The 25,135-nt window shown below is 74.2% G+C and carries 22 protein-coding genes; 9 read left to right on the forward strand and 13 right to left on the reverse strand.

Going from position 1 to position 25,135, the window contains the following annotated elements:
- Positions 1-62: 62 nt before the first annotated feature.
- The 5 genes from ACW9J6_RS23110 to ACW9J6_RS23130 are packed head-to-tail and all read right to left on the reverse strand — an operon-like array spanning position 63 to position 4,050.
- On the reverse strand, positions 63-818 hold the full coding sequence (locus ACW9J6_RS23110; RefSeq protein WP_457118869.1) for an SDR family oxidoreductase: 756 nt from the start codon (positions 816-818) through the stop codon (positions 63-65).
- A complete protein-coding gene (locus ACW9J6_RS23115; RefSeq protein ID WP_457118870.1) occupies positions 815-2,113 on the reverse strand; it encodes a beta-ketoacyl-ACP synthase in 1,299 nt (432 codons plus the stop codon). Before ACW9J6_RS23115 ends, ACW9J6_RS23110 begins: the two co-directional genes overlap by 4 nt.
- On the reverse strand, positions 2,110-3,261 hold the full coding sequence (locus ACW9J6_RS23120; protein WP_457118871.1) for a beta-ketoacyl-ACP synthase: 1,152 nt from the start codon (positions 3,259-3,261) through the stop codon (positions 2,110-2,112). The genes ACW9J6_RS23115 and ACW9J6_RS23120 overlap by 4 nt, the downstream gene beginning before the upstream one ends.
- Entirely contained in the window at positions 3,258-3,734 is a 477-nt protein-coding gene (locus ACW9J6_RS23125; RefSeq protein WP_457118872.1) for a 3-hydroxyacyl-ACP dehydratase FabZ family protein, read from the reverse strand. Before ACW9J6_RS23125 ends, ACW9J6_RS23120 begins: the two co-directional genes overlap by 4 nt.
- Positions 3,735-3,762: 28 nt before the next feature.
- Entirely contained in the window at positions 3,763-4,050 is a 288-nt protein-coding gene (locus ACW9J6_RS23130; protein ID WP_457118873.1) for an acyl carrier protein, read from the reverse strand.
- A gap of 332 nt (positions 4,051-4,382) precedes the next feature.
- Here ACW9J6_RS23130 and ACW9J6_RS23135 point away from each other — a divergent pair, with 332 nt between their 5' ends.
- Positions 4,383-5,471, forward strand: coding sequence for an AI-2E family transporter (locus ACW9J6_RS23135; protein ID WP_457118874.1), 1,089 nt, complete (start codon positions 4,383-4,385; stop codon positions 5,469-5,471).
- Between the two features lie 60 nt (positions 5,472-5,531).
- Here ACW9J6_RS23135 and ACW9J6_RS23140 read toward each other — a convergent pair whose 3' ends face one another.
- The 3 genes from ACW9J6_RS23140 to cbiB all read right to left on the reverse strand — a co-directional run bounded on the left by ACW9J6_RS23140 (position 5,532) and on the right by cbiB (position 9,877).
- The gene (locus tag ACW9J6_RS23140; RefSeq protein ID WP_457118875.1) at positions 5,532-7,502 is read right to left on the reverse strand and encodes an ABC transporter permease; all 1,971 of its coding nucleotides are present in this window, start codon (positions 7,500-7,502) and stop codon (positions 5,532-5,534) included.
- Positions 7,499-8,764 (reverse strand): efflux RND transporter periplasmic adaptor subunit, encoded by a 1,266-nt coding sequence (locus tag ACW9J6_RS23145; protein WP_457118876.1) that lies wholly within the window; start codon positions 8,762-8,764, stop codon positions 7,499-7,501. The genes ACW9J6_RS23140 and ACW9J6_RS23145 overlap by 4 nt, the downstream gene beginning before the upstream one ends.
- A 123-nt stretch (positions 8,765-8,887) precedes the next feature.
- Complete coding sequence (gene cbiB / locus ACW9J6_RS23150) at positions 8,888-9,877, reverse strand: adenosylcobinamide-phosphate synthase CbiB (protein ID WP_457118877.1); 990 nt, start codon at positions 9,875-9,877, stop codon at positions 8,888-8,890.
- Here cbiB and cobD point away from each other — a divergent pair.
- From cobD to ACW9J6_RS23170, 4 genes are all read left to right on the forward strand, one after another.
- Positions 9,876-10,865 (forward strand): threonine-phosphate decarboxylase CobD, encoded by a 990-nt coding sequence (cobD, locus tag ACW9J6_RS23155; RefSeq protein WP_457118878.1) that lies wholly within the window; start codon positions 9,876-9,878, stop codon positions 10,863-10,865. The two genes, cbiB and cobD, sit on opposite strands and share 2 nt — an antisense overlap.
- Before the next feature lie 210 nt (positions 10,866-11,075).
- The gene (locus ACW9J6_RS23160) at positions 11,076-12,377 is read left to right on the forward strand and encodes a capsule biosynthesis protein (RefSeq protein ID WP_457118879.1); all 1,302 of its coding nucleotides are present in this window, start codon (positions 11,076-11,078) and stop codon (positions 12,375-12,377) included.
- An 11-nt stretch (positions 12,378-12,388) separates the two neighbouring features.
- Positions 12,389-12,643, forward strand: coding sequence for a hypothetical protein (locus ACW9J6_RS23165; protein ID WP_457118880.1), 255 nt, complete (start codon positions 12,389-12,391; stop codon positions 12,641-12,643).
- 243 nt (positions 12,644-12,886) lie between these two features.
- On the forward strand, positions 12,887-14,503 hold the full coding sequence (locus ACW9J6_RS23170; protein WP_457118881.1) for a hybrid sensor histidine kinase/response regulator: 1,617 nt from the start codon (positions 12,887-12,889) through the stop codon (positions 14,501-14,503).
- Between the two features lie 105 nt (positions 14,504-14,608).
- Here the strand turns inward: ACW9J6_RS23170 and ACW9J6_RS23175 are convergent, their stop codons facing one another.
- A complete protein-coding gene (locus ACW9J6_RS23175; RefSeq protein ID WP_457118882.1) occupies positions 14,609-15,286 on the reverse strand; it encodes a DJ-1/PfpI family protein in 678 nt (225 codons plus the stop codon).
- Positions 15,287-15,361: 75 nt separating this feature from the next.
- Between ACW9J6_RS23175 and ACW9J6_RS23180 the strand changes: the two genes are divergently transcribed.
- Positions 15,362-16,345 (forward strand): GlxA family transcriptional regulator, encoded by a 984-nt coding sequence (locus ACW9J6_RS23180; RefSeq protein WP_457118883.1) that lies wholly within the window; start codon positions 15,362-15,364, stop codon positions 16,343-16,345.
- Between the two features lie 10 nt (positions 16,346-16,355).
- Here the strand turns inward: ACW9J6_RS23180 and gluQRS are convergent, their stop codons facing one another.
- Positions 16,356-17,204: a tRNA glutamyl-Q(34) synthetase GluQRS gene (gene gluQRS / locus ACW9J6_RS23185; RefSeq protein WP_457118986.1), complete on the reverse strand. Its 849-nt coding sequence runs from the start codon at positions 17,202-17,204 to the stop codon at positions 16,356-16,358.
- Positions 17,205-17,229: 25 nt separating this feature from the next.
- On the opposite strand from gluQRS, the gene ACW9J6_RS23190 reads away from it, so the two are divergent.
- Together ACW9J6_RS23190 and ACW9J6_RS23195 are read left to right on the forward strand one after the other, a co-directional pair.
- Positions 17,230-17,940, forward strand: a complete 711-nt coding sequence (locus ACW9J6_RS23190) for a DNA-3-methyladenine glycosylase family protein (protein WP_457118884.1) — start codon at positions 17,230-17,232, stop codon at positions 17,938-17,940.
- Between the two features lie 10 nt (positions 17,941-17,950).
- Positions 17,951-18,619 carry an alpha/beta hydrolase gene (locus ACW9J6_RS23195; RefSeq protein WP_457118885.1) on the forward strand — a complete coding sequence of 223 codons (669 nt, stop codon included), beginning with the start codon at positions 17,951-17,953 and terminating at the stop codon, positions 18,617-18,619.
- Between the two features lie 53 nt (positions 18,620-18,672).
- On the opposite strand, the gene ACW9J6_RS23200 is transcribed toward ACW9J6_RS23195, so the two are convergent.
- Positions 18,673-19,458, reverse strand: a complete 786-nt coding sequence (locus ACW9J6_RS23200; protein WP_457118886.1) for an HpcH/HpaI aldolase family protein — start codon at positions 19,456-19,458, stop codon at positions 18,673-18,675.
- 373 nt (positions 19,459-19,831) lie between these two features.
- Between ACW9J6_RS23200 and purC the strand changes: the two genes are divergently transcribed.
- On the forward strand, positions 19,832-20,626 hold the full coding sequence (purC, locus tag ACW9J6_RS23205) for a phosphoribosylaminoimidazolesuccinocarboxamide synthase (protein WP_457118887.1): 795 nt from the start codon (positions 19,832-19,834) through the stop codon (positions 20,624-20,626).
- Between the two features lie 59 nt (positions 20,627-20,685).
- Here purC and ACW9J6_RS23210 read toward each other — a convergent pair whose 3' ends face one another.
- Together ACW9J6_RS23210 and ACW9J6_RS23215 are read right to left on the reverse strand one after the other, a co-directional pair.
- Positions 20,686-22,251 carry a glycosyltransferase gene (locus tag ACW9J6_RS23210; RefSeq protein ID WP_457118888.1) on the reverse strand — a complete coding sequence of 522 codons (1,566 nt, stop codon included), beginning with the start codon at positions 22,249-22,251 and terminating at the stop codon, positions 20,686-20,688.
- 902 nt (positions 22,252-23,153) lie between these two features.
- A complete protein-coding gene (locus ACW9J6_RS23215; RefSeq protein ID WP_457118889.1) occupies positions 23,154-25,130 on the reverse strand; it encodes a glycosyltransferase in 1,977 nt (658 codons plus the stop codon).
- Positions 25,131-25,135: the final 5 nt, after the last annotated feature.

Here is a 25,135-nt window from a genome sequence, read left to right on the forward strand (position 1 = left end):
CTCTCGGTCAGGCGCCGGTCGCGCGGCGCGGGTCTGTGCGGCGGGAAGGTTAAGGCGGGCGCTCAGCCGCGGTGAACGCCCAGCATCGCGGTGAGGCCGCCATCGACGGGGAGCACCGCGCCCGTGATGTACGCGGCCCCGGGCCCGATCAGGAAGGCCACCAGGGCCGCGACATCCTCGGGCGCGGCGAAGCGTCCCGCCGGGATCTGCTTCTCCATCCCGGCGCGGTGGGCCGCGTAGGGGGCCATCATGGCGGTGTCGACGAAGCCGGGCGCCACCACGTTCACGGTCACGCCGCGGCGGGCGGATTCGAGGGCGAGCGTGCGGCAATAGCTGATCAGCGCGCCCTTGGTGGCCGCGTAGGCGGCGTTGCCCGGGTTGCCGCGCAGCGCCGCCACCGAGCCGATCGCCACGATGCGGCCGGCCTTGGCCCGGGTCATCGGCCGCACCAGTGCCTTGGCGAGGCGGGTGAGCGACCAGAAATTCACCTGCATGGCCGCCTCGGCCCGCTCCTGGTCGAGGATCGCCGCGAGCGTGTCGTAGGATTGGCCGGCATTGTGGACGTAGCCGTAATAGCCCGCCTCCGCGGCCTCCTCCGCGAAGGCGTCGAGGGCGGCGCGGTCGGCGAGGTCGAGGGGCAGCGCCCGCACGGCCCGGTCCGGATGGGCGGCGGCGAGGTCCGCCACCAGGGCGCCCGCCGCCTCCCCGGACTCGCGCACCGTGAAGTCGACGTCGTGGCCGGCGCCGACCAGCGCCCGCACGGTGGCGGCGCCGACGCCCCGGGCGCCGCCGGTGACGAGACTGCGCGGCGCGCTCACGCCGGCTCCGCCGGGGCCGGCTCCGCCGCGAACACCAGGCAGGTGTTCTGGCCGCCGAAGCCGAAGGAGTTCGACAGGACCGTGCGCACCGGCAGGTCGCGGGCCTCCGTCACCACGTCGAGCGGGAGGGCCGGGTCCGGCACCGCGTAGTTGATCGTCGGCGGCACGCGGCCGTGCTGGATGGTCAGCAGCGAGACCGCCGCCTCCACGGCGCCCGCCGCCGTCAGCGTGTGGCCGATCATCGACTTGTTGGACGAGATCGGCACGGACCTCATCCGGTCGCCCAGCACCGCGAGGCAGCCCAGCGCCTCCATCCTGTCGTTCTCCGGCGTGCCGGTGCCGTGGGCGTTGACGGTGTCGATCGCCGCCGGGCTCAGGCCCGCATCCGCGATCGCCTCGCGGATCGCCGCGATGATCGGGGCGCCGTCGGGGCTGGACCGGGTGCGGTGGAAGCCGTCGCCCTTCTCGCCGCAGCCGAGCACGTAGCCGAGGATGCGCGCGCCGCGGGCCGCCGCTTCCTCCGCGTCCTCCAGCACCAGGGCGGCGGCGCCCTCGCCCATGACGAACCCGTCCCGGTTCTTGGCGAAGGGCTTCGAGGCGCCCTCGGGCGGGTCGTTCTGGGTCGAGAGCGCCGAGAGCAGCGAGAAGCGGATCAGCGATTCGGGGTTCACCGAGCCGTCGGTGCCGATGCAGAGGGCGGCGCGCATCTCGCCGCGCCGGATCGCCTCGACGCCGAGCTGGATCGCGGTGGCGCCCGACGAGCAGGCGGTGGAGAGCGAGATCGGCGAGCCCTTGGTGCCGAAGCGGTCGGCGATTCGGTCGGCCACCGTGCCGAAGATGAAGAGGTCGTGCCAGTCGTCGAAACGGCGGGAGGCGGCGGCGCGCAGGAGGTCGGCGTAGGTCACCTCGCCATTCCCCTGCCCGTTCGCCTGGGCGGCCTGCGCCAGGGCCTGCCGCTGCGGCCACTCCATCTCGACGGGCGGCACCGCGATGAAGAGCGCGCCCGGGAAGTCGCCCGGAAGCCGCGCCTGCCCGACCGCCTCCTCGGCGGCGGCGGCGGCGAGCCGCTCGGACAGGAGGGGCGCCACCATCGGCCGGACGTCGAGAAAGTCGACGGTCCCGGCGATGCGGGTGCGCAGGCCCTCGGTCGGGAAGCGGGTGATCGCGTGGATGCCCGAGCGCCCGGCGGTCAGGGCGGCCCAGTTCTCCGCCACCCCCTGGCCCAGGGAGGTGACCATGCCGAGGCCGGTGACGGCGACGAGGGGCCGTCCCTGCGCGTCGCGGTAGCGGCTCATCGGGCCTCCTCCCGGGCGGGCAGGATGCGCAGGACGCCCTCGCCGCGGCGGTGCCCGACCGCCGTGACGGCGACCTCGCGCGCCTCGCCCGCCTGAACGAGCGCGGCCGCGAGCGCGGCCCCGAAGGGCGCGGTGGCTTCGAGGGTGTGGCCGGTGAGGTCGCCGAGCGCGCTCACCCGCGCCGCGGGCGCCCGCGCGGCGAGCACGGTCCCCTCCTCGGCCGTGATCCCGGCGCAGCCGGTGGCGCCCGAGATCACCGCGTCCGGCGCCTCGAACCCGGCCCGGGTCCACAGCGCCGCGAGGCTCTCCGCCGCGCCGCCGGGTGCGCGCCGGCCGCGGTCGCTCTCGACGGCGGCGAGGCGGGCGAGCGGGGCGGCGCCCCGCGCCGCGGCGTGCTCGGCCGCCTCCAGCACCAGGAAGGCGGCGCCGCTGCCGAGGATGAAGCCGCCCTCGCCCGCGCGCCGGAAGACCGGGGCGTACTCGGGCCGGTACAGGTAGCCGCCCATCTCGTGCACGAGGAGCACGTCGGCCCGCTCGGCGTTGTAGGAGCCGCCGACGAGCACGCTGTCGACCTGGCCGGCGGCGATGCGCGCCCGCGCGATTCGCAGCGCGTCGACCCCGCTCGATTCCTCGCCCATGAAGGTGCGCGAGGCGCCCGTCACCCCGTGCACGATGGCGATGTTGCCCGCGAGCAGGTTCGAGAGCTGGGCGAGGAAGAGCGTCGGGCGCAGGTCGTTCTGCAGGCGCTCGTTGAGGTAGGCGCCGGGATCCGCCGCCGCCGCGAGGCCGGTGAGGATCTGGCCATCCGCCGCGTAGTCGCGCTCGCCGCCGCCCGCCGCCACGATGAGGTGGAGCGCGCCTTTTCGCGCCGCGTCCTCCTTCAGGCCGGCCGCGTCGAGGGCGAGCCCGGCCGCGTAGACCCCGAGCCGCTGCCAGGCTTCCATCTGGCGCTGGTCGGCCTTCTTGGGGATCTGCCCGTCGAGGGCGAGCGGCACCACCGGATGGACCGGCCAGGGCGCGAAGCGCGCGGCGTCGGTGCGCGGGGCCTCGCCGGCGCGGAGCGCCGCGAGATGGGCCTCGACACCCTCGCCCGCGCAGGAGACGAGGCCGAGGCCGGTCACCACCACGTCGCGGGAGGGCGTGCTCACGGCCGCGCCCCGTCGGGGAGCCCGATCGAGAGCCCGATCGCCTTGGCGCGCGCGCGCATCGGCCCGTCGAGGCCAGCCGGGAACGGCATGGTCTTGAAGCGCAGCTCCGCGTTGCAGAGGGGTTTGCCCTCGGCGGTGATCGCCGCCTTGGTCACCGCGTAGCCCGAGCCGTCATGCTCCAGGCTCGCCTCGACGGCGAGGTCGGCGCCGGGGCCCACGAAGGAGCGGAAGCGCGCCTTGTCGACGCCCATCAGGAACGGCATGTGGCGGAAATCCGAGCGGGCGAGGAGGAGGTAGCCGGAGGCCTGCGCCATGGTCTCGGTGAGGAGCACGCCCGGCACCAGGGGGTGGCCGGGGAAGTGCCCCTCGAAGACCGGGCTCTCCAGCGGCACGCGGGCGCGCGCCGAGAGGCGGCCCGCCCCGGTGTCGAGGGCCACCACTTCGTCGATCATCTCGAAATATTCGAGGCGCATGGCTTCCCGTCGGCCCGGGGCGGGCGCGTCAGACCTTGGCGGCCTTCTCGGCCACCAGCCCGTCGATGCGGGCGCAGAGGTTCTTGAGGACGAAATACTCCTCGGCCGGGACCTTGCCCTCGTTGACCTCCTGGGTCCACTGTTCGAGGGGCAGCTTGATGCCGAAGGCCTTGTCGATCGCGAAGGCGATGTCGAGGAAGGCGAGGCTGTCGATGCCGAGGTCGTCGATCGCGTGGCTCTCCGGCGTGATCGAGTCGCGCGGGATGTCGGCCGTCTCGGCGATGATGTCGGCAACGCGGTCGAAGGTGTCGGACATGGGCGTGCAGCCGCTTTCGTGATCAGGTCTGGCTCGACCCCGCGACGCCTCTCCCGCGACGCAGGGGCCTCCGCCCGAGCCCCGGTCACGGACCGCGCTGACGACGGCCTCGAGCTGTCTGGTGTCGTTCCGCCGGAGAGGGCGGCCGAATCGGGACGGCGGCGCGGACGCGCCGTCGCCCCGGTCGAGCGGCCCGCATACACGAGGGGGGAACGGGGGGCAACCGCGGGCGGAACTCGCCCCGGGGCGGAACTGCCTCGCGGCCGATCGGTTCTCGGGGGTTGCGCGGCGAGCCTTCGCGGAGGGTGGGCCGCATGGGCGGGGAGCAGATCATGGAACACGTCATGCCGCCGGGCGCGCAGCGGGAGCAGGACCGGGCGCATGCCCCGGCCCGGGTCGCGCTGGTGCTGGTCCTCGCCGGGATCGGCCTGTGGGTGCTGCACGGCTTCCTGCCCGCCCTGGTCTGGGCGGTGATCCTGACGATCGCCCTGCGGCCCCTCTATGTCCGGGCGACCCGGAACCTGCCCACCGGCCGCCACGACATCGTCTGGCCGGCCCTGTTCACCCTCGCCACCGCCCTCGTGGTGCTGGTGCCCCTCGTCCTCGTCGCCGTGCAGGCGGCCCGGGAGGCCCGGGACGTGCTGCATTTCTGGCGTCAGATCGAGGAGCAGGGCTGGCCGGTGCCGGAGGCGGTTCAGCACCTGCCCTTCGGCGCCGCGCAGGTCTCGGCGTGGTGGCAGGAGAACCTGAGCCACCCGGCCGGCTCGTCCGAATTGCTGCACCGGCTCGACCGCTCCTCGCTGATCGGCTACGGGCGCGTCTTCGGCAGCCAGATCGCCCACCGGGTGATGCTGTTCGGCTTCACCCTGCTGACGCTGTTCTTCCTGTTCCGCGACGGGCCGGCGGTCGCCGCCCAGGGGCTCGTCGCCTGCCGGCGCCTGTTCGGCCCCCGCGGCGAGCGGGTCGCCCGCCAGATGGTGGCCTCGGTGCACGGCACCGTCGACGGCCTCGTCCTGGTCGGGCTCGGGGAGGGCTTCCTTCTCGGCGTGGCGTATTACTTCGCGGGTGTGCCCCACCCGGTGCTGTTCGGGGCGCTCACCGCGCTCGCGGCGATGATCCCCTTCGCGGCACCGGTCGTGTTCGGCATCGCGGCCCTGCTGGTGGCGGCCAACGGCGCCCTGGTCGCGGCGGCCATCGTCGTCGTCGCCGGCCTCGTCGTGACCTTCGTGGCGGATCACTTCGTGCGCCCGGCCCTGATCGGCGGCGCGACGCGGCTCCCCTTCCTGTTCGTCCTCCTCGGCATCCTCGGCGGGGTCGAGAATTTCGGCCTGCTCGGCCTGTTCCTCGGTCCGGCCGTCATGGCGGCGCTGGTGCTGCTGTGGCGGGAATACACGCAGGGCGAGGGCGGGGCGGCGGCCTGACGCGATCGTCGGCCGCACTCCGCCTCACGGTCCCCCGCCGTCGGCGAGGCCAGCAGCGCCTCACTCCCGCGTCAGCGCCGCCGCCGGCGGGAGCCGCGCCGCGCGCAGGGCCGGCCAGAAGCCGAAGACGAGGCCGCTCAGGACCGCGCAGGCGGCGGCGCCGGCGATCGCGCGGCCGGAGAAGACCACCGGCGTGTCGAGGCAGAACGCGGCCCCGGTCCCGGCCGCGAGGCCGAGCCCGACCCCGGCGACGCCCCCCAGGCCGGAGACCATCGCGGCCTCGGCCAGGAACTGCCAAAGGATGTCCGTCGTGCGCGCGCCGCCCGCCACGCGGATGCCGATCTCGCGGGTGCGCTCGCTCACCGTCATCAGCATCATGTTCATCACGCCGATCCCGCCGACCAGCAGGGAGATCCCGCCGGTGAGGCCGAGCAGCAGGGTCAGCGACGCCTGGGTCCTGTCCTGCGCCTCGATCGCCGCGGCCGCGTTGCGGACGTCGACATCGCGAACGTGATGGGCCTCCTCGAAGAGCGCGGCGACCCGCTCCGCGGTCGCGTCGGCCTGTGCGAGATCCTCCACGAGCACCGCGATCCAAGACGGGTCAGGCCGGCCGAACACCCGTGCGCCGCCCGTCGAGAACGGGAGAACCACCACGTCATCGTCGTCGCTGTCGCCGGACAGGGCCCCCTTGCCGGCCAGCACCCCGATCACCGTGAAGGGCACGTCGTTCACCAAGAGCGTCCGCCCGAGCGGCTCCGGCTCGTCGGGAAACACCTGGGCGGCGAGCTTCGTCCCAATGACTGCGACGGTGGCGAGCGACCGCTCGTCGTCGCGGGTGAAGAATGTGCCCGCGGTCACGGGCCAGTCGTAGACGCGCGGGAAATCCGCCGTCGCGGCCCTGCCCGACGTCGCGTGATCGCGATTGCCCGCCCGCGCCACGACCTGGCCCGGGCGCATCGGCATCACCGCCGCCACGTTCGGGAGACCATGCAGGAGATCGGCGTCGGAGGCGCGCAGCCGCCCGGCCGGCCCCCGGCTCTCCCCTCCCGGCACGACGTAGAGCCGGTTGGTGCCGAAGCTCTGGAGCTCGGCGAGCAGCTTCCTCCGGGCGCCCTCGCCGGCCGCGAGCAGCGCGATCACCGCCGCGACCCCGATGGTGATGCCGAGGAGCGTCAGCCCGGTGCGGAAGGCGTTCGCCGCGAGCGCAAGGCGGCCGGTCCGCAGGGCCACGCCGAGCAGGAGCAGGCCGGAGATGCGCGAGCCGCCTCCGGCCCGGTCGAGCGCCGGCCCGCGCGCCGCCGGCGCGACGCGGCCGGGGGCCGGCCCGCTATCCCCGACGATGGCCCCGTCGCGGATCTCGACGACGCGGTGCGCCGCCGCCGCGACCGCGCGGTCGTGGGTGATCATGACGATGGTGTGCCCTTCGGCGGCGAGTTCCGCGAGCAGGCTCACGACCTCGGCACCCGCGGCGCTGTCGAGGGCGCCGGTCGGCTCGTCGGCCAGGATGACGTGGCCGCCATTCATCAGCGCGCGGGCGATCGAGACCCTTTGCTGCTCGCCGCCGGAGAGCTGGGCCGGGCGGTGATGCATGCGGTGGCCGAGGCCGAGGCGCCGCAGCAGCAGCTCCGCCCGGGCGCGGCGCTCGCCCGGCGGCATCCCCGCATAGGCCGCCGGCATCTCGACGTTCTCGATCGCCGGGGCGGTGGCGATGAGGTTGTACTTCTGGAACACGAAGCCGAACGCCTCGCGCCGCAGCCGGGCGAGAGCGTCGCCCGAGAGTGCGCCGACATCCCGACCGGCGAAGCGGTAGCTGCCGCCGCTCGGCCGGTCGAGCAGCCCCAGGATGTTCAGCAGCGTCGACTTGCCCGAGCCCGACTGGCCGACGATCGCCACGAACTCGCCGGCCCGGACCGTGAGCGAGATCCCGCGCAGCACCGCGACGGGGGCGCCCTCTCCGGAGAGGTAGGATTTGCGCAGGGCGTCGAGCGCGATCAGCGGCGGATCCGCCGCGGCGGGCCGAGCATCGCTCACAGCTGGAACCCCACGAGCGGCAGCTTGTCCGGTCCCGGCTTCCGGCCGGTCACGACCCGCTCGCCCTCCGCCAGGCCCGAGACGATCTCGGCCTCGACCCGGGTCCGCAGGCCCAGGGCGACGCGGCGCTCGCTCTCGCGGCCGGCGGCGTCCACCACCGTGACGGCCGTCGCGCCGCCCTCACCGTGAAGGGCCGCCACCGGGGCCAGCAGCACATTCTCGGCCGAGGCCGTCACGAAGGAGACCTGCGCGGTCATCTCCGGCCGCAGGTCGCCGGCCCCGTTGTCGACGTCGAACAGCGCCGTGTAGACCACCACGGTGTTCGCGGCGGCAGCGGGGGCGCCAGCCTCGCCCGGCCCGCCGATCCGCTCGGGCTTTGCGGGCGCGGGCAGGATCTGGCGCAGCGTCGCGCTCCAGCGCCGGTCGCCATGGCCGAGCGTGGTGAAGCGGACCGGCATGCCCACCCGGAGCCGCGTCACGTCGGCCTCGGAGACCTGCGTCCACACCGTCATGGTCCCGAGATCGGCGATGCGCAGGACCTGCGGCGTCGCGTAGGTGGCGTTCAGCGTCTGGCCCTCGCGGGCATCGATCGACACCACGGTGCCGGAGATCGGGGCGTCGATCTGGGTGTAGCCGAGGGCGATCCGGTCGGCCTTCAGGGTCGATTCCATCTGCCGGATCTCGGCGCGGATCGCCTCCGCCTTGGCGCGCGCGGTCCGGAGATCGCGCTGGCACTGGTCGTAGGCGAGCTTCGACGCGGCGTCGCGCGCCATGAGCGTGGCGTAGCGCGCGAGCGTCGCCTCGGCATAGTCCACATGGGCCTGCTGCTCGGCGAGGTTGGCCGCGTATTGCGCGAGCTGGGCCTCGTCGGCATCGACCCGGGCGGCTTGGACCTGCGGGTCGATCTCGACGAGGCGCTGGCCGCGCGCGACGCGGTCGCCGACCCGGACGAGGATGCGGTTCAACTGGCCGGAGGCCTGCGCGCCGACATCGACATAGGCCCGCGGCTGGATCTTCCCGGTCGCCGTGACCACCTGCTCCAGGCTGCCGCGGCGGATCGTGTCCGTGACGGGAGGGGTGGACCGCGCCCCACTCTGCCGCCACGCCAGGCCGCCGACCAGCGCTGCCAGCGCGAGCACGGCCGACGCGACGCGCCGGCGGCGGATCGACGGGCGCGAGTCTCTCGCGCCGCTCGATGTGCTGACGATGCCGTGCATCGAACTCTGGACCCTATCGAGAGCGTCGAGCGTCTTTGCACGCACCCTTCGATCTTTCAATTACCTTGGGTAAGGGAATGGCGAGGAACCGCTTCGCCGCCTGCCGGGCCTGGGGGATTGCGCGTCGGATCTTCCGGGCGGGGCGGCGGCCCGACCGTCGGGCGCGGATCAGGCGAGGCAGGCCCCGGCCGCCAGCAGCGCCGCGATCGCCCAGAGCACGCCGACCGCGGTCCGGTAGAGCCGGAGCGCCCTGTCGATATCCGCCGCCGTCGCCTGCGCGCGGCCGTCGCCCATCCAGTGGTCCTCCACCCGCGTGGTCCCGTAGACCCGCGGTCCGGCGAGCCGGAGCCCGAGCGCCCCGGCCATGGCGGCCTCCGGCCAGCCGGCATTGGGCGAGCGGTGGCGCCGCGCGTCCCGGCGCAGGGCCCGCAGCGCGCCGGCCGCCGAGCAGTCGGACCGCAGGGCGGCGGCGGCCAGGATCAGCAGGGCGGTGAGCCGGGAGGCCGGCAGGTTCACGAGGTCGTCGAAGCGGGCGGCGGCCCAGCCGAAGGCGGCGTGCCGCTCCGTGCGGTGGCCGATCATGCTGTCGGCGGTGTTGGCCGCCTTGTAGAGCGCGCCCCCGGCAAGGCCGCCCGCCCCGATCCAGACCGCCGGCGCCACGATCCCGTCCGAGAAATTCTCCGCGAGGCTCTCGATCGCGGCCCGGCACAGGGCCGCCTCGTCGAGACTCTCGGGATTGCGCCCGACGATCATCGCCACGGCGCGCCGCCCGCCGGCGAGCCCGTCGCGGCGCAGATCAGCGGCGACCCGGGCGACGTGGTCGTGGAGGCTGCGCTGGGCGGGCAGGCTCGCGGCCAGCAATCCGCCGAGCAGGATCCCGGCGCCGAGCCGGTCGGCGAGCCCGGCGAGGACAGCCGCCCCCGCGCCGGTGGCGGCCAGGACCAGGGCGAGCGCCAGGCTCCCGGCGGCGCGCCGCAGCCCCGGCGGATCCGACGCCCGGTTGAGGCTCCGGTCCAAGGCGGCGATCAGGGCGCCGATCCAGGTGACAGGGTGGCCGATCGCCCGGTAGAGGCGGTCGGGATAGCCGAGGGCCGCCTCCGCCGCGAGGGCGAGGGCGAGCACCAGGAGGCTGTCGGGCGGGTGGAGCGAGGGCGGCATGGAGGCTCGGGCGGCGATCCGGCATGGGGGCGACCTCGGCGAGGCGCGGCGCCTGTTCCCGGACGCGCCCCTGCCCTGGATCGACCTCTCGACCGGCATCAACCCGGTCCCCTATCCGTGCCCGCCCTTCGACGCCAGCCTGCTCGCCCGCCTGCCCGCCCCGGCCGAGGTCGCGGCGCTGGAGGCGGCGGCGGCGCGGACCTACGGCGCCGATCCGGCCGAAGCCGTCGCCGCGCCCGGGACCCAGGCCCTGATCGCGTGGCTGCCCGTCCTGCGCCCGCAGGGGCGCGTCGCCGTGATCGGCCCGACCTACGCGGAGCACGCCGCCGCCTGGGCGCAGGCGGGCCACGCCGTCGCGACCGTGGCGAACCTCGACGAGGCCGCGCGGGCGGACGTCGCCGTGGTGGTCAACCCCAACAACCCGGACGGGCGGGTGACGCCGCGCCCCGCCCTCCTGGAGGCGGCCGGGCGGCTGGCGGAGCGGGGCGGCCTCCTCGTCGTCGACGAGGCCTTCGCGGATCTCGAACCCGTCGCGAGCCTCTGCGAGGCGGTCCCGGAGGCCGCGATGGTGCTGCGCTCCTTCGGCAAGACCTACGGCCTCGCGGGCCTGCGCCTGGGCTTCGCGGTGGCCCGGGCGCCCCTGGCCGCACGCCTGCGGGCGGCGCTCGGCCCCTGGGCGGTGTCGGGCCCCGCCATCGCGGCAGGGCTCGCCGCCCTCCCCGACCGCGCGTGGCGGGAGGCGGCCGCCGCGTCCCGGCGGGCGGATGCGGAGCGGCTCGACGGCCTCCTCGCCCAGGCCGGTGCGCGGCTCGTCGGCGGCACCTGCCTGTTTCGCACCGCCGATTTTCCGGACGCGCCGGCCCTGTTCGCCCGGCTCGGGCGCGCCGGCCTGTTCGTGCGCCGGTTCGAGGCGGCGCCGGACCGCCTGCGCTTCGGCCTGCCCGGCACCGCGGCGGCCTGGGAGCGGCTGGAGCGCGCCCTCGCCTGAGCCCCCTGCGCCAAGCGGCGCCATCAAAAAGGCCGAAAAAACCTGGATCCCGCCGGTCTCCGGCACGGCCGGTCCCGCTCTCCGCGTCCGGTCCCGGGCGCATCGCGTTGACCCCCGCCAGGGTCGGGCCGCATAAGCCCGCTCGGATGCGGTCCGGCGCGGCGGGACGGCGAGGATCGGCCGGGCGTGCGGAAGCGGGGACCTGACGGAATGAGCGTGGACGAGGTCAAACGGCGCGACAGGCTCGGCGGCGTCATCGCGTTCGCGCGCCGCTCCCTGCCCGAGTTGCGCCGCGACGCCGAGACGATCGTCCCGCTCGACGCGCCGCGCACCCGGCGCGCCGTCCAGCTCCTCAACCCCTTGCGCTGGACCCGTCTGATCCGGCCGGAGGCGGAGATTCACCGCCGCCGCATCGGCGTGGGCCTGATCCGCAGCTTCGTGATCTTCGTCCTCGTTCCGACGATGGCGGTCGGCCTCTACCTGTTCGCCCTCGCGGCGGACCAGTACGTCGTCGAGGCCCGCTTCGCCGTCCGGGGCGAGACCCTGCCCCTCGGCGAGGTCCGCCTCGGCGAGTTCGCGGCGATGATCCAGAAGAACAACAGTCAGGACACCTACATCGTCGCGGAATACATCCGCAGCGCGCCGATGCTGGACAGCGCCCAGCAGGCCCTCGACGTCCGTCGCATGTTCATGCGGGACGAGGGGGATTTCTGGACCCGCTACTCCGGCAAGGAGCCGGTCGAGGAGCTTCTGAAGTACTGGCGCAAGCACGTGCAGACGAGCATCGACCTCGTCTCGGGCATCATCACCCTGAAGGTGGTGACCTTCACGCCGGACGACAGCCTGCAGATCGCCGAGCACGTGGTGAAGGGCGCCGAGGCTCTGGTCAACCGGATCTCGGAGCGGGCCCAGGAGGACATGCTGCGCCACAGCCGCGAGGAGGTGCAGAAGGCCGGGGAGCGCCTGACCCAGGCGCAGACCGCCCTGCGGGAGTTCCGCAATCGCTGGGGCATCATCGACCCCACCAAGTCGGCCGAGGCGACTTACACCACGCTGATCGACCTCCGGAAGGAGAAGATCAAGCTCGAGAACGACCTGCAGGTGCTGCGCTCCTCCTCGCTCGACGAGAAGTCGCGCTCGATCCAGGCCCTGGTCGCCAACGTGGCGGCGATCGACCAGCAGATGAAGCAGCTGCAGGCCTCGCTGGCGAGCGACGCGGTGGCGAGCGACGCGCCGAACGCCGCCCAGGCGCTCCTCGAATACGAGCGCCTGATGATCGAGCGGACCGTGGCGGAGCGCCTCAACGACTCGGCGATCGGGATGCTGGAGCGCGCCCGGATCGCGGCGAGCAAGCAGTCGATCTACCTGGCGAACTTCGTGCCCCCGGCGCGGCCCGAATACGCCGCCCTCCCGGAGCGGGGCCCCAACCTGTTCGTGGTCTTCTTCTGCCTCCTCGTGGCCTGGGGCAGCGCGACGCTCCTGATCGAGGGCGTCAAGGACCACAACATCTGAGGCCGGTCACCATGGCGGACTCGGATTTCATCGACCTCGTCGCCCGCGCGATCTCGCCCGCGATGGGGCGCGAGGAGCGCGAGGCGGTCTACGAGGTCGTGCGCCAGGCCGTGCGGCGGCTGCAGGAGCGCGAGGGCCTGGACCGGACCGACCCGCGCGCCCTGCTGCAGGCCCAGCTGATCGAGGAGACGATCGGCGAGGTCGAGGGCCTGGTCACCCGCTTCATCGCGCGCGGCACGATCGACACCGCCGCGAACCGGACGTGACCCCGCCGGCATTTCGTGCACCTCACAAAACTCCCGCCGCGCTGGAGGCGCCACGGTGAGCGACGACGGTGATCGGGAGTTTTGTCAGGGACACTGAGCCGGGCGTCCTCTTGCGGCGCGCCGTCGCGTCGGCGCGTCCGCACCCTCGACCGCGGCGGTTTCTTCTATAAGTGCTGACGCGGGCGCGGGCCGGCGCGGGCCGCCGGGCCCGGACTCGAACGAAGGCGGAGCGACCAGGCCCTCATGACGACCACGCCCGAAGTGCCGCCTCCCGGCCGCGGCCAGACCGTCCAGGAGGGCGCCTCCGGCGAGGTCACGGACCACCGCAGCGACATCTTCTTCGCGGCCGTCGAGACGACGCGCATGCCGATGATCGTCACCGATCCGCGCCTGCCGGACAACCCGATCATCTTCGCCAACCAGGCCTTCCGGGCCCTCACCGGCTACGAGCCCGCCGAGCTGATCGGGCGCAACTGCCGCTTCCTGCAGGGGCCCGAGACCGACCCGCAAACCATTGCGGAGGTGCGCCGCGCCATCAAGGAGCGGCGGGAGATCTCGACCGAGATCCTCAACTACCGCAAGAACGGCTCCTCGTTCTGGAACGCGCTGTTCGTCTCGCCGGTCTACAACGAGGCCGGCGACCTCGTGTACTTCTTCGGCTCGCAGCTCGACGTCTCGCGCCGCCGCGACGCGGAGGACGCGCTGCGGCAGGCGCAGAAGATGGAGGCCCTGGGCCAGCTCACCGGGGGGATCGCGCACGACTTCAACAACCTGCTCCAGGTGGTGGTCGGCTACGTCGACATCCTGCAGGCGGGGCTCGCCAACCCGACCCACGATCGCGGCCGGCTGGTGCGCGCGGCCGAGAACATCCGGAGCGCCGCCGACCGGGCGACGACGCTGACCCAGCAGCTCCTCGCCTTCGCGCGCAAGCAGCGCCTCGACGGGCGCACCGTGAACCTCAACGGCCTCGTCGAGGGGATGGGGGACCTCGCCAACCGCACCCTCGGCGACCGGGTCACGATCCGCACCGAACTCGCGCCGGACCTGCGCAACGCCCGCCTCGACCCGACCCAGACGGAGGTGGCGCTCCTCAACGTGCTGCTCAACGCCCGCGACGCGATGCCGGGGGGCGGCACCGTCACGATCCGCACCGAGAACCGGGACATCGCGCCCGACGAGATCGGGCTCGGCCTGCCCCCGCCCGGCCGCTTCGTGACGATCAGCATCGCCGATACGGGCACGGGCATGTCCCCCGAGGTGCTCGCCCGGGTGATGGAGCCCTTCTTCACCACCAAGGAGGAGGGCCGCGGCACGGGCCTCGGCCTGTCGATGGTCTACGGCTTCGCCAAGCAGTCGGGCGGCACGCTGCAGATCGAGTCCCGTCCCGGCGAGGGCACGCTGGTGCGGCTGATGTTCCCGGCCGCCGGCGAGGAGGAGCGCCCGGCCCCGGTCCGCCCGCGCGGGAACGAGCGCCCCGGGACGGAGCGGATCCTGATCGTGGACGACCGCCTGGACGTGGCCGAACTCGCCCGCACCATCCTGCAGGATTTCGGCTACTCGGTGCTGACGGCCGGGAACGGCCGCGAGGCCCTGGACCTCCTCGACGGGAGCGAGCGGGTGGACCTGCTCTTCTCCGACCTGATCATGCCCGGCGGCATGAACGGGGTGGTGCTCGCCCGGGAGGCCCGCCGCCGCCAGCCGCGCCTGAAGGTGCTGCTGACGACGGGCTACGCCGAGGCGAGCCTGGAGCGCACCGACGTCGGCGGCAGCGAGTTCGAGGTGATCAACAAGCCTTATCGGCGCCTCGAACTGGTCCGCCGGGTGCGGGCGGTGCTCGACGGGCCGAACGGCGTGACCTAGAGCAGCACCCGATCGCGCTGCAATCGGGTGCTGCTCTAGGTCATTGTTTTTGCCGCATTTTCTACGACGAACCGGGGGCCACTTCGTCGGAAAAGGCTCTCAGGCTCAGCCGATCCGCGGCAGCCGGGCGAGGATCGCCTCCCGCTTGGCCCGCGACCCCGCGAGGCGGGCCCGGGCGCGCGCCAGGATGTCGGGCGGGGCCGTCCGCGGCGTGCCCGCCGCGAAGGGGGGTGCCGGCGCGTATTCGAGGGCGAGCTGGATCGTCTCGGCCTCCTCCCGGCCGCGCAGGGCCGCCACGACGGCGAGGCCGAAATCGATGCCCGAGGTCACCCCGCCGGCGGTGATCAGCGTCCCGTCCCGGACAATCCGCTCCTCGACGGCCGTCGCACCGAAATGCCCGAGGAAGTCGAGGGCGTTCCAGTGCGTGGTGGCGTGCTTCCCCCGCAGCAGCCCCGCCGCGCCCAGGACCAGCGCCCCGGTGCAGACGGAGGTGACGAAGCGCGCCTGCGCGGCCCGCTCGCGCAGGAAATCCAGCACAGCCCCGTCCTCCAGGAGCACGTTCACCCCCGCCCCACCGGGCACGCAGAGCACGTCGAGGGGCGGGCAGTCCGCGAAGGCCGTCGTGGGCGTGAGCTGCAGCCCGGTGGCGGCCGTGAGCGGCCGGACCTCCTTCCAGACGAGGTGAACCTCGGCCCCCTCCACCGAGGCGAAGACCTCGTAGGGGCCGGTGAGGTCCAGCTGCTGCACGGCGGGAAAGACGAGGATGCCGAAGCGGAGGGTCATGGCGCGCACTCCCGGTTGACCGACCCCACCCTAGCGGCGCAGGCTCCGGCACGATCGCCAAAGACCCCTCGTTTCATGCTAGAACCGCGCCGCATCGAGATCCTGGCCTTCCCGGCGGTGCAGCTCCTCGACGTGGCGGGGCCGCTCCAGGTCTTCGCCAGCGCCAACGATCTCGCCGCCCCGGACCGCCCCTACGATCCCGTGGTGGTCGCCCGCGAGACCGGCGTGGTGACCTCCGCGGGACTCGGCCTCGCGGCCCGGCCCCTGCCGACGGACGGCGCGCCCCCTCACACGCTGATCGTGGCGGGCGGGTCGGGCATCGACGCGCTGAGCCGGGACCCCGCCGCGATCGCCTGGGTGCGCCGGCGCTCGGAGGGGGCGCCGCGCACCGCCTCGGTGTGCAGCGGCGCCTTCCTGCTCGCCGCGGCGGGGCTCCTCGACGGGCGGCGGGCCGTCACCCACTGGTACCGCTGCGATCAGTTCGCCTCGCGCTTCCCGCAGGTCCGGCTCGACCGGGACCCGATCTTCGTGCGCGACGGCCCCGTCTGGACCTCGGCGGGCGTGACGGCCGGGATCGACCTGGCGCTGGCGATGGTGGAGGAGGATCTCGGTCGAGCGGCGGCTCTGGCCGTCGCCCGCCACCTCGTCGTCTTCCTGAAGCGGCCGGGCGGGCAGGCGCAGTTCAGCACGCTGCTCACCCTGCAGGGCGAGGCCGGCCGCTTCGACGCCCTGCACGCCTGGATCGCCGACACCCTGCGGGGCGACCTCTCGCTGGCGGCCCTCGCCGCCCGGGCCGGCATGAGCGTCCGCGGCTTCGCGCGGCACTACCGGCAGGCCACCGGCCGCACGCCCGCCCGGGCCGTCGAGGCGATTCGGGTCGAGGCTGCTCGCCGCCTGCTGGAGCAGGGCATGCCGGTGGCGCGGGCCGCGCGGCGCTGCGGCTTCGGCTCCGAGGAGACGATGCGGCGGAGCTTCCTGCGTGTGGTGGGCGCGGCGCCCCGCACCTACCGGGAGCGCTTCGCGGCGGAGGAGCGCTTCGCGGCGGGCGAGGCCCCGTGATCCGCCTGGCTCATTGCAGCCCGAGGCGCGCGCGGACCTGGGCCGCCGTCACGCCCCGGGCCCGGAGCGCCGCGAGGGGCTCGGAGCCGCGCGACTTGGCGAGCTTGCCGCCCTCCGCGTCGAGGAGCAGGGCGTGGTGGTGGTAGAGGGGCGCGGGCAGGCCGAGCAGGGCCTGGAGCAGGCGGTGCAGGTCGGTGGCGGCCTCGAGATCCCGGCCCCGCACCACGTGGGTGATTCCCTGGAGGGCATCGTCGGACACCACGGCGAGGTGGTAGCTCGCCGGAACGTCCTTGCGGGCGAGGATCGCGTCGCCCCAGCGCTCGGGGTGCGCCGCACGGGCCGTCACGCTCCCGTCCGCCGCGAAGGTCTCGACCACGAGGGGGCCCGGGCAGGCGGCGCGCGCCCGCGCCATGTCGAGTCGCCAGGCATGCGGCTCTCCCGCGGCGATCCGGGCCGCGGCCCCGGCGGCGTCGCGGCAGGTGCCCGGATAGAGCGGCGCCCCGTCGGGATCCCGCGCGGTGCTCGCCGCCGCCACCTCCCGGCGGGTGCAGAAGCACGGGTAGACGAGGCCGCGCGCGCGCAATCCGTCGAGCGCCGCGGCGTAGTCCCCGAAATGCTCGGATTGCCGCCGCACCGGCTCCGCGAAGGCGAGGCCGAGCCAGCGCAGGTCGTCGATCATCGCGGCGATCAGCTCCGGCCGGCAGCGCGTGGTATCGATGTCCTCGACGCGCAGGATCAGGCGGCCGCGCATCCGGTCCGCCAGCGCCGCGTTGAGCAGGGCCGAGTAGGCGTGGCCGAGATGGAGGCGTCCGTTGGGACTGGGCGCGAAGCGGAAGAGGCGGGAGGGCACGGGACCGATGGGGCGCGAGCGGGCTCGACCGGAGATGGGGGCCGCGGGCCCGCCCGTCGATGCCGCGGGGGCGCCCGCGCGGCTCCTCGACTCGGAGGCGGTGCTGCGCGAGGGGGTCGAGGCCCTGACGCGCCGCGACCCGGTGATGGCCCGCATGGTGGCGGCGGGCGCGGTCCCACCCTTGCGCAAGCGCCCGCCGGGCTATGAGGGCCTCGCCGGGATCATCGTCGCCCAGCAGCTCTCGACCGCGAGCGCCGGCGCGATCTGGACCCGGCTCACGCGCCTTCTGCCCGACCTCACGCCCGAGACCGTCGCGGGGGCCGCCGAGGCCGACCTCAGGGCCGCGGGCCTGTCGGGGCCGAAGATCCGCACCCTGCGCGCCGTGGCCGAGGCGGTCGCGGGGGGCGCCCTGCCGCTCCACGCGCTGCACGCCCTGCCGGCCGACGAGGCGCATCGCCTGATGGTGGCGGTGCGGGGCATCGGGCCCTGGACGGCCGACGTCTACCTGCTGTTCTGCCTCGGCCATCCGGACGCCTTCCCGGCGGGCGACCTCGCCCTGCAGGAGGCGGCCCGGCTCGCCGAGGGGCGGGAGATCCGCCCCGACGCGAAGGCGCTGACCGCGCGGGCCGAGGTCTGGCGGCCCTGGCGGGGGGTCGCCGCCGGGGTGCTCTGGGCCTATTACCGGATCGCCAAGGCCCGCGACGCGACGCCCCTCCCCGCCCGATCGCCCGAGGTTCCCGCATGAGGTCCCCCGCATGACGACGCTCACCGGCCCGCGTCTGCCGCCCCGCTCCGGCGCCGCGCCGCGCCAGCTCGTGGTCCTGCTGCACGGCTTCGGCGCGGACGGCAACGACCTGTTCGACCTCGCCCGGGCCTGGCAGCCGCTCCTGCCGGACGCCGCCTTCGTGTCGCCCCACGCGCCCGAGCCCTGCATCCAGGGCTTCGGCCGGCAATGGTTCTCCCTGACCTTCCGCGACCCGCACGAGCGCTGGCGCGGGGTCAACCGGGCGGCCCCTACACTCGACGCGTTCCTCGATGAGGAACTGGCCCGAGCCGGGCTCGACGAGAGCCGGCTCGCCCTGGTCGGGTTCAGCCAGGGCTGCATGATGGCGCTGCATGTCGGCCTGCGTCGCCCGCGCCGGCTCGCGGCCCTGGTGGGGCTGTCGGGCCTGCTGGTGGTCGAGGAGGGCAAGGGGCCCGAGAGCCTCAAACCCGCGATCCGCTCTGTGCCGCCGATCCTGCTCGTGCACGGCGACCAGGACGAGGTCATCCCTGTCGAGGCGCTGTTCCTGTCGAGTGACCTCCTGGCGGGGGCCGAGGTGCCGGTGGAGTGGCACATCTCGGCCGGCACGGGGCACGGCATCGACGAGGGCGCGCTGCACCACGCGGGGCTGTTCCTGGCGAGCCGCTTCGCGGCGCGATGACGGGCGCGCCGGAAAACCCTCCCCCGCAAAGGGGGAGAGGGTTCGTGCGCGCCCTACCCCCGCACCTCCCGGATCGCCGCCTGCGCGCCGAGATGCAGCAGCGCCCCGTCGCCCATCAGCGCCACGAGGTCGAAGCCCTCCCGCATGAGCTCGTGGCCCCGCGCCGGGGAATGCGCGTAGACGCCGATGGTCTTGCCCGCCGCCCGCGCCCGGACCTTGGCGTGGTCGAGGGCGGCGCGCACCACGCTGCCGCCCGGATCCAGCGCGGCGCCGCCCGAGAGCGCGATCGACAGGTCGGAAGGGCCGATGAAGATGCCGTCGAGGCCCTCCACGCCCAGGATCGCGTCGACCGCGTCGAGCGCCTCGCGGGTTTCCACCATGGCGAGCGCCAGGGAGAAGCCGTTCGCCTCCTTGAGGTACTGCTCCTGCGGCAGCCCCGAGAGGGCGAGGGCCGCGAGCGGCCCCCAGCTGCGCGCGCCGACGGGCGGGTACTTGGCGAAGGAGACGAAGGACCGCGCCTCCTCGACGCTGTTCACCATCGGGGCGATCACCCCCGAGACCCCCGCGTCGAGGAGCTGCGAGGCCACGCTGTGAGGGTCGACCGTCATCCGCACCAGGGTCGGCTTCCCGCGCGCGGCGATGAGCGGCACGGTCCGCGCCACGCTCGCCACGTCGAAGCCGCCGTGCTGCATGTCCAGCGTCACCGCGTCGAAGCCCGTCTCGGCGGCGAGCAGCCCCGCCACGGCGGGCTCCGGAATGCCGCACCACGCGGACAGGAGGGGCGTCCCCTCCCGCACCCGCGCCGCCAGAGCCGCCACCGCTCCACCCCGCTCCGCCATGCCGCATCCTCCCGGGTCGTGCGCCCGATGGAGCCGGGCGTCTGTGCCCCGAACCTTAAGACCCGGGCGCCCATCCCGTCGAGGCCACCCCCCATGCGTCGCGACGGCTTGATCGGGCGCGAGAATCGGCGATTCTTGACTCCTTGCCCGCCCGGACCCACATGCCGGGCAACGCAGCGCAGACACGGGGGGGCGGCCCCGATCCGCCCGCACGGTGGGACGCGGCCCTGAGGCCGGCGCCCGGCCAACGCGTTGTGCTGCCTTCCCGCTTCGGGTAGTTTGCGACCGGCTGCCGGGACGATGCGTCCCCGGCCCGACCTGGTTTCGGGTCGCCGCGCCGCGGGCCTCACACGTTTTCTGGAGCCACGGCCCCATGGATTTCCTCAAACCACGGTACACGCCTATGAACCGCCGCCGTCGCATCTACGAGGGCAAGGCGAAGGTCCTCTACGAGGGACCGGAGCCGGGCACGCTCATCCAGCACTTCAAGGATGACGCGACCGCCTTCAACGCGAAGAAGCACGAGGTGATCGACGGCAAGGGTGTGCTGAACAACCGTATCTCCGAGTTCGTGTTCCAGCACCTCAACGACATCGGCGTGCCGACTCACTTCATCCGGCGCCTCAACATGCGCGAGCAGCTGATCCGCGAAGTCGAGATCATCCCGCTCGAAGTGGTGGTGCGCAACGTTGCGGCGGGTTCGCTGGCGACGCGGCTCGGGCTGGAGGAAGGCACGCAGCTCCCGCGCTCGATCATCGAGTTCTACTACAAGAACGACCAGCTCAACGACCCGATGGTGTCGGAGGAGCACATCACGGCGTTCGGCTGGGCGACCCCCCAGGAGATCGACGACATCATGGCGCTGGCCATCCGGGTCAACGACTTCCTGTCGGGTCTCTTCCTGGGTGTCGGCATCCGCCTCGTCGACTTCAAGATGGAGACCGGCCGCCTCTGGGAAGGCGACCTGATGCGCATCGTCGTCGCCGACGAGATCTCCCCGGATTCGTGCCGGCTGTGGGACATCAAGAGCCAGGACAAGCTCGACAAGGACCGCTTCCGCAAGGACCTGGGCGGCCTGATCGAGGCCTACACGGAGGTGGCGCGCCGGCTCGGCATTCTCGGCGAGAACGAGAAGATCCAGACCGGCGGCCCGCGGCTCGTCCAGTAGGCGCCGCACCGTCGCGACTCCGGAACGGGGCTGCCCCTGCGGGCGGCCCCGTTTCGCGTTCAGCGGGGCGCTGCGGGGGGCGCGGGGCGAAGGCGCGTGTAGGTCGGGGCCTGCGGGTCGAAGGCGGGGTGATACCAGGGATCGCCGGCCAGCGCCGCGCCCCAGCGATCCTTGAGCGCCGCGACCTCGCCCGCGTGGCGCGCCAGGGCCTCCGGCGTCCAGCGGCGGCTCGCGGCCTCCCGGTGGTGCAGCACGGCGCCCGGCACCATCAGGGTGCGGTAGCCGGCCCGGTCGAGGCGCAGGCACAGGTCCACGTCGTTGAAATCGACCGCGAAGGCGGCGGCGTCGAAGCCGCCGACCTCGGCGAATTTGCGCGCCTCCACCACCAGGCAGGCCGCCGTCACGGCCGAGACCCGGTGCGTCGCCGCGAGGCGGTGGAGGTAGCCCGGCGCGTCGCCCGGGACGTGGCGGTGGGCGTGGGTCACGAGGCCGCCGGTGCCGAGCACGATCCCGCCGTGCTGGATCCGCCCCTCCCCGTCGAGGAGCTTCGCCCCGACCGCGCCAACTTCCGGCCGCAGCGCCTCCTCGGCCATGCGGCGCAGCCAGTCGGGCCGGAACGCCTCGACGTCGTTGTTGACGAAGCCGAGGAGGCGGCCGCGGGCGATCTCCGCCGCGCGGTTGTTCATCGCCGCGAAGTTGAACGGCCCCGGGCAGGGCAGCACCCGGGCGGTCCCCGCCGCCTCCAGGGCCCGGAGATAGGCCAGGGTCTCGGGCTCGCGGCTGTCGTTGTCGCAGACGATGACCTCGAGGGCGTCCCAGTCCGTGCGCGCGCGCAGGCTGTCGAGGCAGGTGCGCAGGAGGTCGAGCCGGTCGCGGGTCGGCACGATCAGGCTGACCAGCGGCAGCGGCGCGGACAGCGGCCGGCGCAGGGTCAGAATTCCCGCCGGCCCTGTCTCGACCGCGGCGCCGGGCGCGCGGGCCTGCGCCAGGGCGCGGCGCCCCTGGCGCGAGGCGGGGCCGGGCTCCGCGAAGGGCCGCCAGAGCGAGAGCGTGCGGGGCAGGTGGCGGACCGCGCCGGGCCCGTACCGGTCGTGGAGGCGCAGCAGGTGGGCCGCGACGTCGTCGGATTCCGGGGTCTCCCCGCGCCGCAGGGCCACGACGGGACCGACGTAGTCGACGGCGAGCAGGAAGTCGGGATCGAAGGCCGGGCGCAGGAGCGGCAGCAGCGGTTCGCCGTTAGGGCCGAGCACCAGCGCGTCGCCGTAGAGGGCGTAGAGCGCGGGATCCGCCGCGAAGGCCGCGGCGATCACCGCGTCCGCCCCGTCCGCGAGCGTGTGGCCCTCCGGGCAGAGGATCACGGGGTCGCGCGCGACGCGGGCGGCGGGGGCGGGTGGGACGGCGGCGGGGCTGAAGGAGGGCTCGGCGCCGAGCAGCGCCGCGGCGCGGTTGCGGGCGCGCACGCGCTTTCCCGAGAGCCAGGCCGCGGCGATGCCGAGCGCCTCGCCCGGCCGCCGGAGCAGCACCGGCAGCTTCGCGAGGTGCCGCAGGGGAGAGCGCCGCAGCGGCTCGGCGAAGCGCAGGACGTCGCAGGCGGGGTGGTCGGGGAAGCGGCGGGGGCGGGTCATCGGCGCGGTCCGGGTGCCGCGCGCCGCAGGGGTGACGCTCCCACCCTCTGAGGCACGGCTGTTCGGGGACAATGCGAGGCGCTTCTCCCCTCTCCTAAGTGGGCGCGCGGATTCACATTTCGGGTCGTGCGCATGCCCTCTCCCCGCGTGCGGGGAGAGGGTCGAGCCCCCCTTGTCGGGGGCGAGACGAGGCGGCGCACCGATCGCGAAGCGATCGGCCCGAGGGTGAGGGGGCGGTGAAGGACGAGCCTCTTCCGGAACCGCCCCCTCACCCTCGCCCTGCGGGGAGAGGAGAAACCCGCGATTCATCCGGCGAAGTGTGAATGGGTAAGCCCGAGTGGGAGAGGGGCCCGGGGATCGAAGATCCCGCGTGAGAGTGGCTCGGTCTCAGCAGGAAGACTGAGCCGTGCCGCCGGCAGCTCGACGGTTCATAGCCAATCTGAAGCCGAGCCACCCTCACCCCTACCCCTCTCCCCCGCGGGCTAGCGTGTTCACACGTCGGGTCGTGCGCATGCCCGCTCCCTCGCAGGCAGTTTGCAGATTCAGACGTCTCAGTCGTGGCTTCGTGGACTGAACGCCCCTGGAAGTCACACCATTCCTCATGCTGAGGTGCCGCGCAGCGGCCTCGAAGCACCCCCGACCACAGATCCAGGCCAAGGCCGCTTGGGAACGACTGTTCCGGGGTGCTTCGAGGCCGCGTGCGATCTTCGATCGCCGCGGCACCTCAGCATGAGGCGTGTTGCGACTTCCAGCCACGTCCTGCCGACGAGCCGGAAACCGGATTGTGTAAACGGGCAAGCCGCCTGCGGGGAGAGGGGATCCCACGCCTCACGTCGACGCTCCTGGACGCCTCTGGGAGAGGTGAGACTGCCTCGGGACCACCCCATCTCTTGCGGCCTCCGTCACTCCAGATCCTCCCCGAAGGTCGTGACCGAGAAGGCCGGATGGTAGAAGGGATCGTCGCGAATGACCTGCCGCCAGCGGTCCGAGAAGCGCGCGGCCTCCGCCTCGAACCGCACCCGAGCCGGCCCGACCGAGGGGCCGCGGCTCACCGATTCGTGGTGGTCGAGCACCGCGTGGGCGCACCAGAGATTCCGGTAGCCCGCCGCCTGCAGGCGCAGGCAGAAGTCGATGTCGTTGAAATCGACCGCGAAGGCCTCCGCGTCGAAGCCGCCGACCGCGTCGAAGGCTGCCCGGGTCACGGCGAGGCAGGCGGCGGTGACGCCGGAGACCTCGTGCGTCACGCGCAGGCGCCCGAGATGGCCCGGCGTGTCGGCGGGCCGGTTGCGCAGGGTGTGGCCGGCCCGGCCACCGAGCCCGACCACCACGCCCGCGTGCTGCAGCCGCCCATTGCCGTAGAGGAGCTTGGCCCCGACCGCGCCGATCCCGGGCCGCACCGCGAGGCGCACCATCTCGGCGAGCCAGCCGGGCTCGCGCACCGCCACGTCGTTGTTGAGGAGCAGGACCACGCTCCCGCCCGAGGCCGCCACCCCGGCATTGACCAGCGCCGAGAAGTTGAACGGTCCCGGCCGGTCGATCCGGCGCACCCGCGGATCGCCCTCCAGCCCCGCGTAGAAGGTGTGCACGAGCGGATCGACCGAGCCGTTGTCGACGATCACGAGGTCGAGGGCCGGATAGTCGGTCTCCTCCAGCACCCCGCGCACGGCCGTGCGGATCAGGTCCGGACGGTCGCGGGTCGGGATCACCACAGAGACCTGGGGGGCGGGGTCCGGCAGCGGCCAGACGAGGCCGCCCCCCGCCCGCGGCACGGCCGGCGAGCCGGCCCGCCTCAGGGCCTCGCCGAGGCCGGGCGCCCAGGGTTCTCCCGGCTCGTCCCCCGCTTGCGGTGCCGCCGGGCCGCGGCAGAGGATTCGGGGCACCCGGCGGACCCGCGCCGGATCGACGGCGAGGAAGCAGGCGGGCGCCAGCGCGGCGAGCCCCCGGCCGGGCGCCCAGCCGCAGCGCGCCAGGAGGTCGCGCGAGACCAGCATCGGCCGGCCCGGATAGCCCGTCGCCAGCGCGAGGTCGGGGCTCCAGGCGGGCTTCAGGCGCGGCGCCGGGCCGTCCGGCGTCTCGACCTCCTCGTCCGCGTAGACGAGATCCGCCCCGTCGAGGGCGGCCGCGAGATGCGCGAGGGCGTCCGGGGCGAGCACGTCGCCGGGACGGAGCAGGCCGAGGGCGTCGGCCCCCTCCGGCAAATCCCCGCTCTCCGCGATGCGGGCGTCCCGCGGCAGCGCGGCACCGGCGGGCGGGGCACCGCGCCACGACAGGGCGAGGCACCAGTCGCGGTGGCTCTGGGCGAGGAGCGCCGAGAGGCTCCGGCGCACCGCCTCGGCCTCGTGCGGCGCCGCGTCGAGGCGCAGGCCGACCCGGCACGCCGTCGCCGGCGGCCGGTCGAGGGCCGGCTCGAAGGCGCGGGCGCGCTCCGCCCGCCAGCCCGCGTAGCCCGACAGGGGCGTTACCACAGCGGCGATGCGCAGGGCGTTGCGGAAGCGGCGGGCATCGCGCTGGGCGGCCCGCAGGAGCGCCTCGGCCAGGATGAGTGGACGGCGCCGGGCGGCCCGGGCGAGGACGGCCCACAGGGGCAGGAGCCGCGCCGCCTCGACGCGCAAGCCCGATGGCGGCGCCAGCAGGATCGCGGTGGTGCCGTCCGGAACCGGGCCCAGCCAGAACGCCCGCCCGAGCACCGCGCCCGGCAGGAGGGCGTCCGTCGGACCGTCCGGCGTGAGGAACCGCAGCATCGGGCGGCGGGCCGGCGCGAAGCGGTCCTGCGCGTAGGTCAGCGCCAGCCAGCGCCCGGCGGGCGCGCCTGGCAGGATCAGGCGGCGGGTGAAATCCGGATCGTCGTGTGGGTCGAGACGGAACGGGGGCGCGGGCACCGGAG

The organism is Methylobacterium sp. JK268, from assembly GCF_054052225.1.

Coding starts and splice junctions, on each gene's coding strand:
- ACW9J6_RS23115 (WP_457118870.1), bottom strand. CDS start 2,113: ATGAGCCGCTACCGCGACGCGCAGGGACGGCCCCTCGTCGCCGTCACC.
- ACW9J6_RS23125 (WP_457118872.1), bottom strand. CDS start 3,734: ATGCGCCTCGAATATTTCGAGATGATCGACGAAGTGGTGGCCCTCGAC.
- ACW9J6_RS23130 (WP_457118873.1), bottom strand. CDS start 4,050: ATGTCCGACACCTTCGACCGCGTTGCCGACATCATCGCCGAGACGGCC.
- ACW9J6_RS23135 (WP_457118874.1), top strand. CDS start 4,383: ATGGAACACGTCATGCCGCCGGGCGCGCAGCGGGAGCAGGACCGGGCG.
- cobD (WP_457118878.1), top strand. CDS start 9,876: ATGGAGGCTCGGGCGGCGATCCGGCATGGGGGCGACCTCGGCGAGGCG.
- cbiB (WP_457118877.1), bottom strand. CDS start 9,877: ATGCCGCCCTCGCTCCACCCGCCCGACAGCCTCCTGGTGCTCGCCCTC.
- ACW9J6_RS23160 (WP_457118879.1), top strand. CDS start 11,076: ATGAGCGTGGACGAGGTCAAACGGCGCGACAGGCTCGGCGGCGTCATC.
- ACW9J6_RS23165 (WP_457118880.1), top strand. CDS start 12,389: ATGGCGGACTCGGATTTCATCGACCTCGTCGCCCGCGCGATCTCGCCC.
- ACW9J6_RS23170 (WP_457118881.1), top strand. CDS start 12,887: ATGACGACCACGCCCGAAGTGCCGCCTCCCGGCCGCGGCCAGACCGTC.
- ACW9J6_RS23175 (WP_457118882.1), bottom strand. CDS start 15,286: ATGACCCTCCGCTTCGGCATCCTCGTCTTTCCCGCCGTGCAGCAGCTG.
- ACW9J6_RS23180 (WP_457118883.1), top strand. CDS start 15,362: ATGCTAGAACCGCGCCGCATCGAGATCCTGGCCTTCCCGGCGGTGCAG.
- ACW9J6_RS23190 (WP_457118884.1), top strand. CDS start 17,230: ATGGGGGCCGCGGGCCCGCCCGTCGATGCCGCGGGGGCGCCCGCGCGG.
- ACW9J6_RS23195 (WP_457118885.1), top strand. CDS start 17,951: ATGACGACGCTCACCGGCCCGCGTCTGCCGCCCCGCTCCGGCGCCGCG.
- ACW9J6_RS23200 (WP_457118886.1), bottom strand. CDS start 19,458: ATGGCGGAGCGGGGTGGAGCGGTGGCGGCTCTGGCGGCGCGGGTGCGG.
- purC (WP_457118887.1), top strand. CDS start 19,832: ATGGATTTCCTCAAACCACGGTACACGCCTATGAACCGCCGCCGTCGC.
- ACW9J6_RS23210 (WP_457118888.1), bottom strand. CDS start 22,251: ATGACCCGCCCCCGCCGCTTCCCCGACCACCCCGCCTGCGACGTCCTG.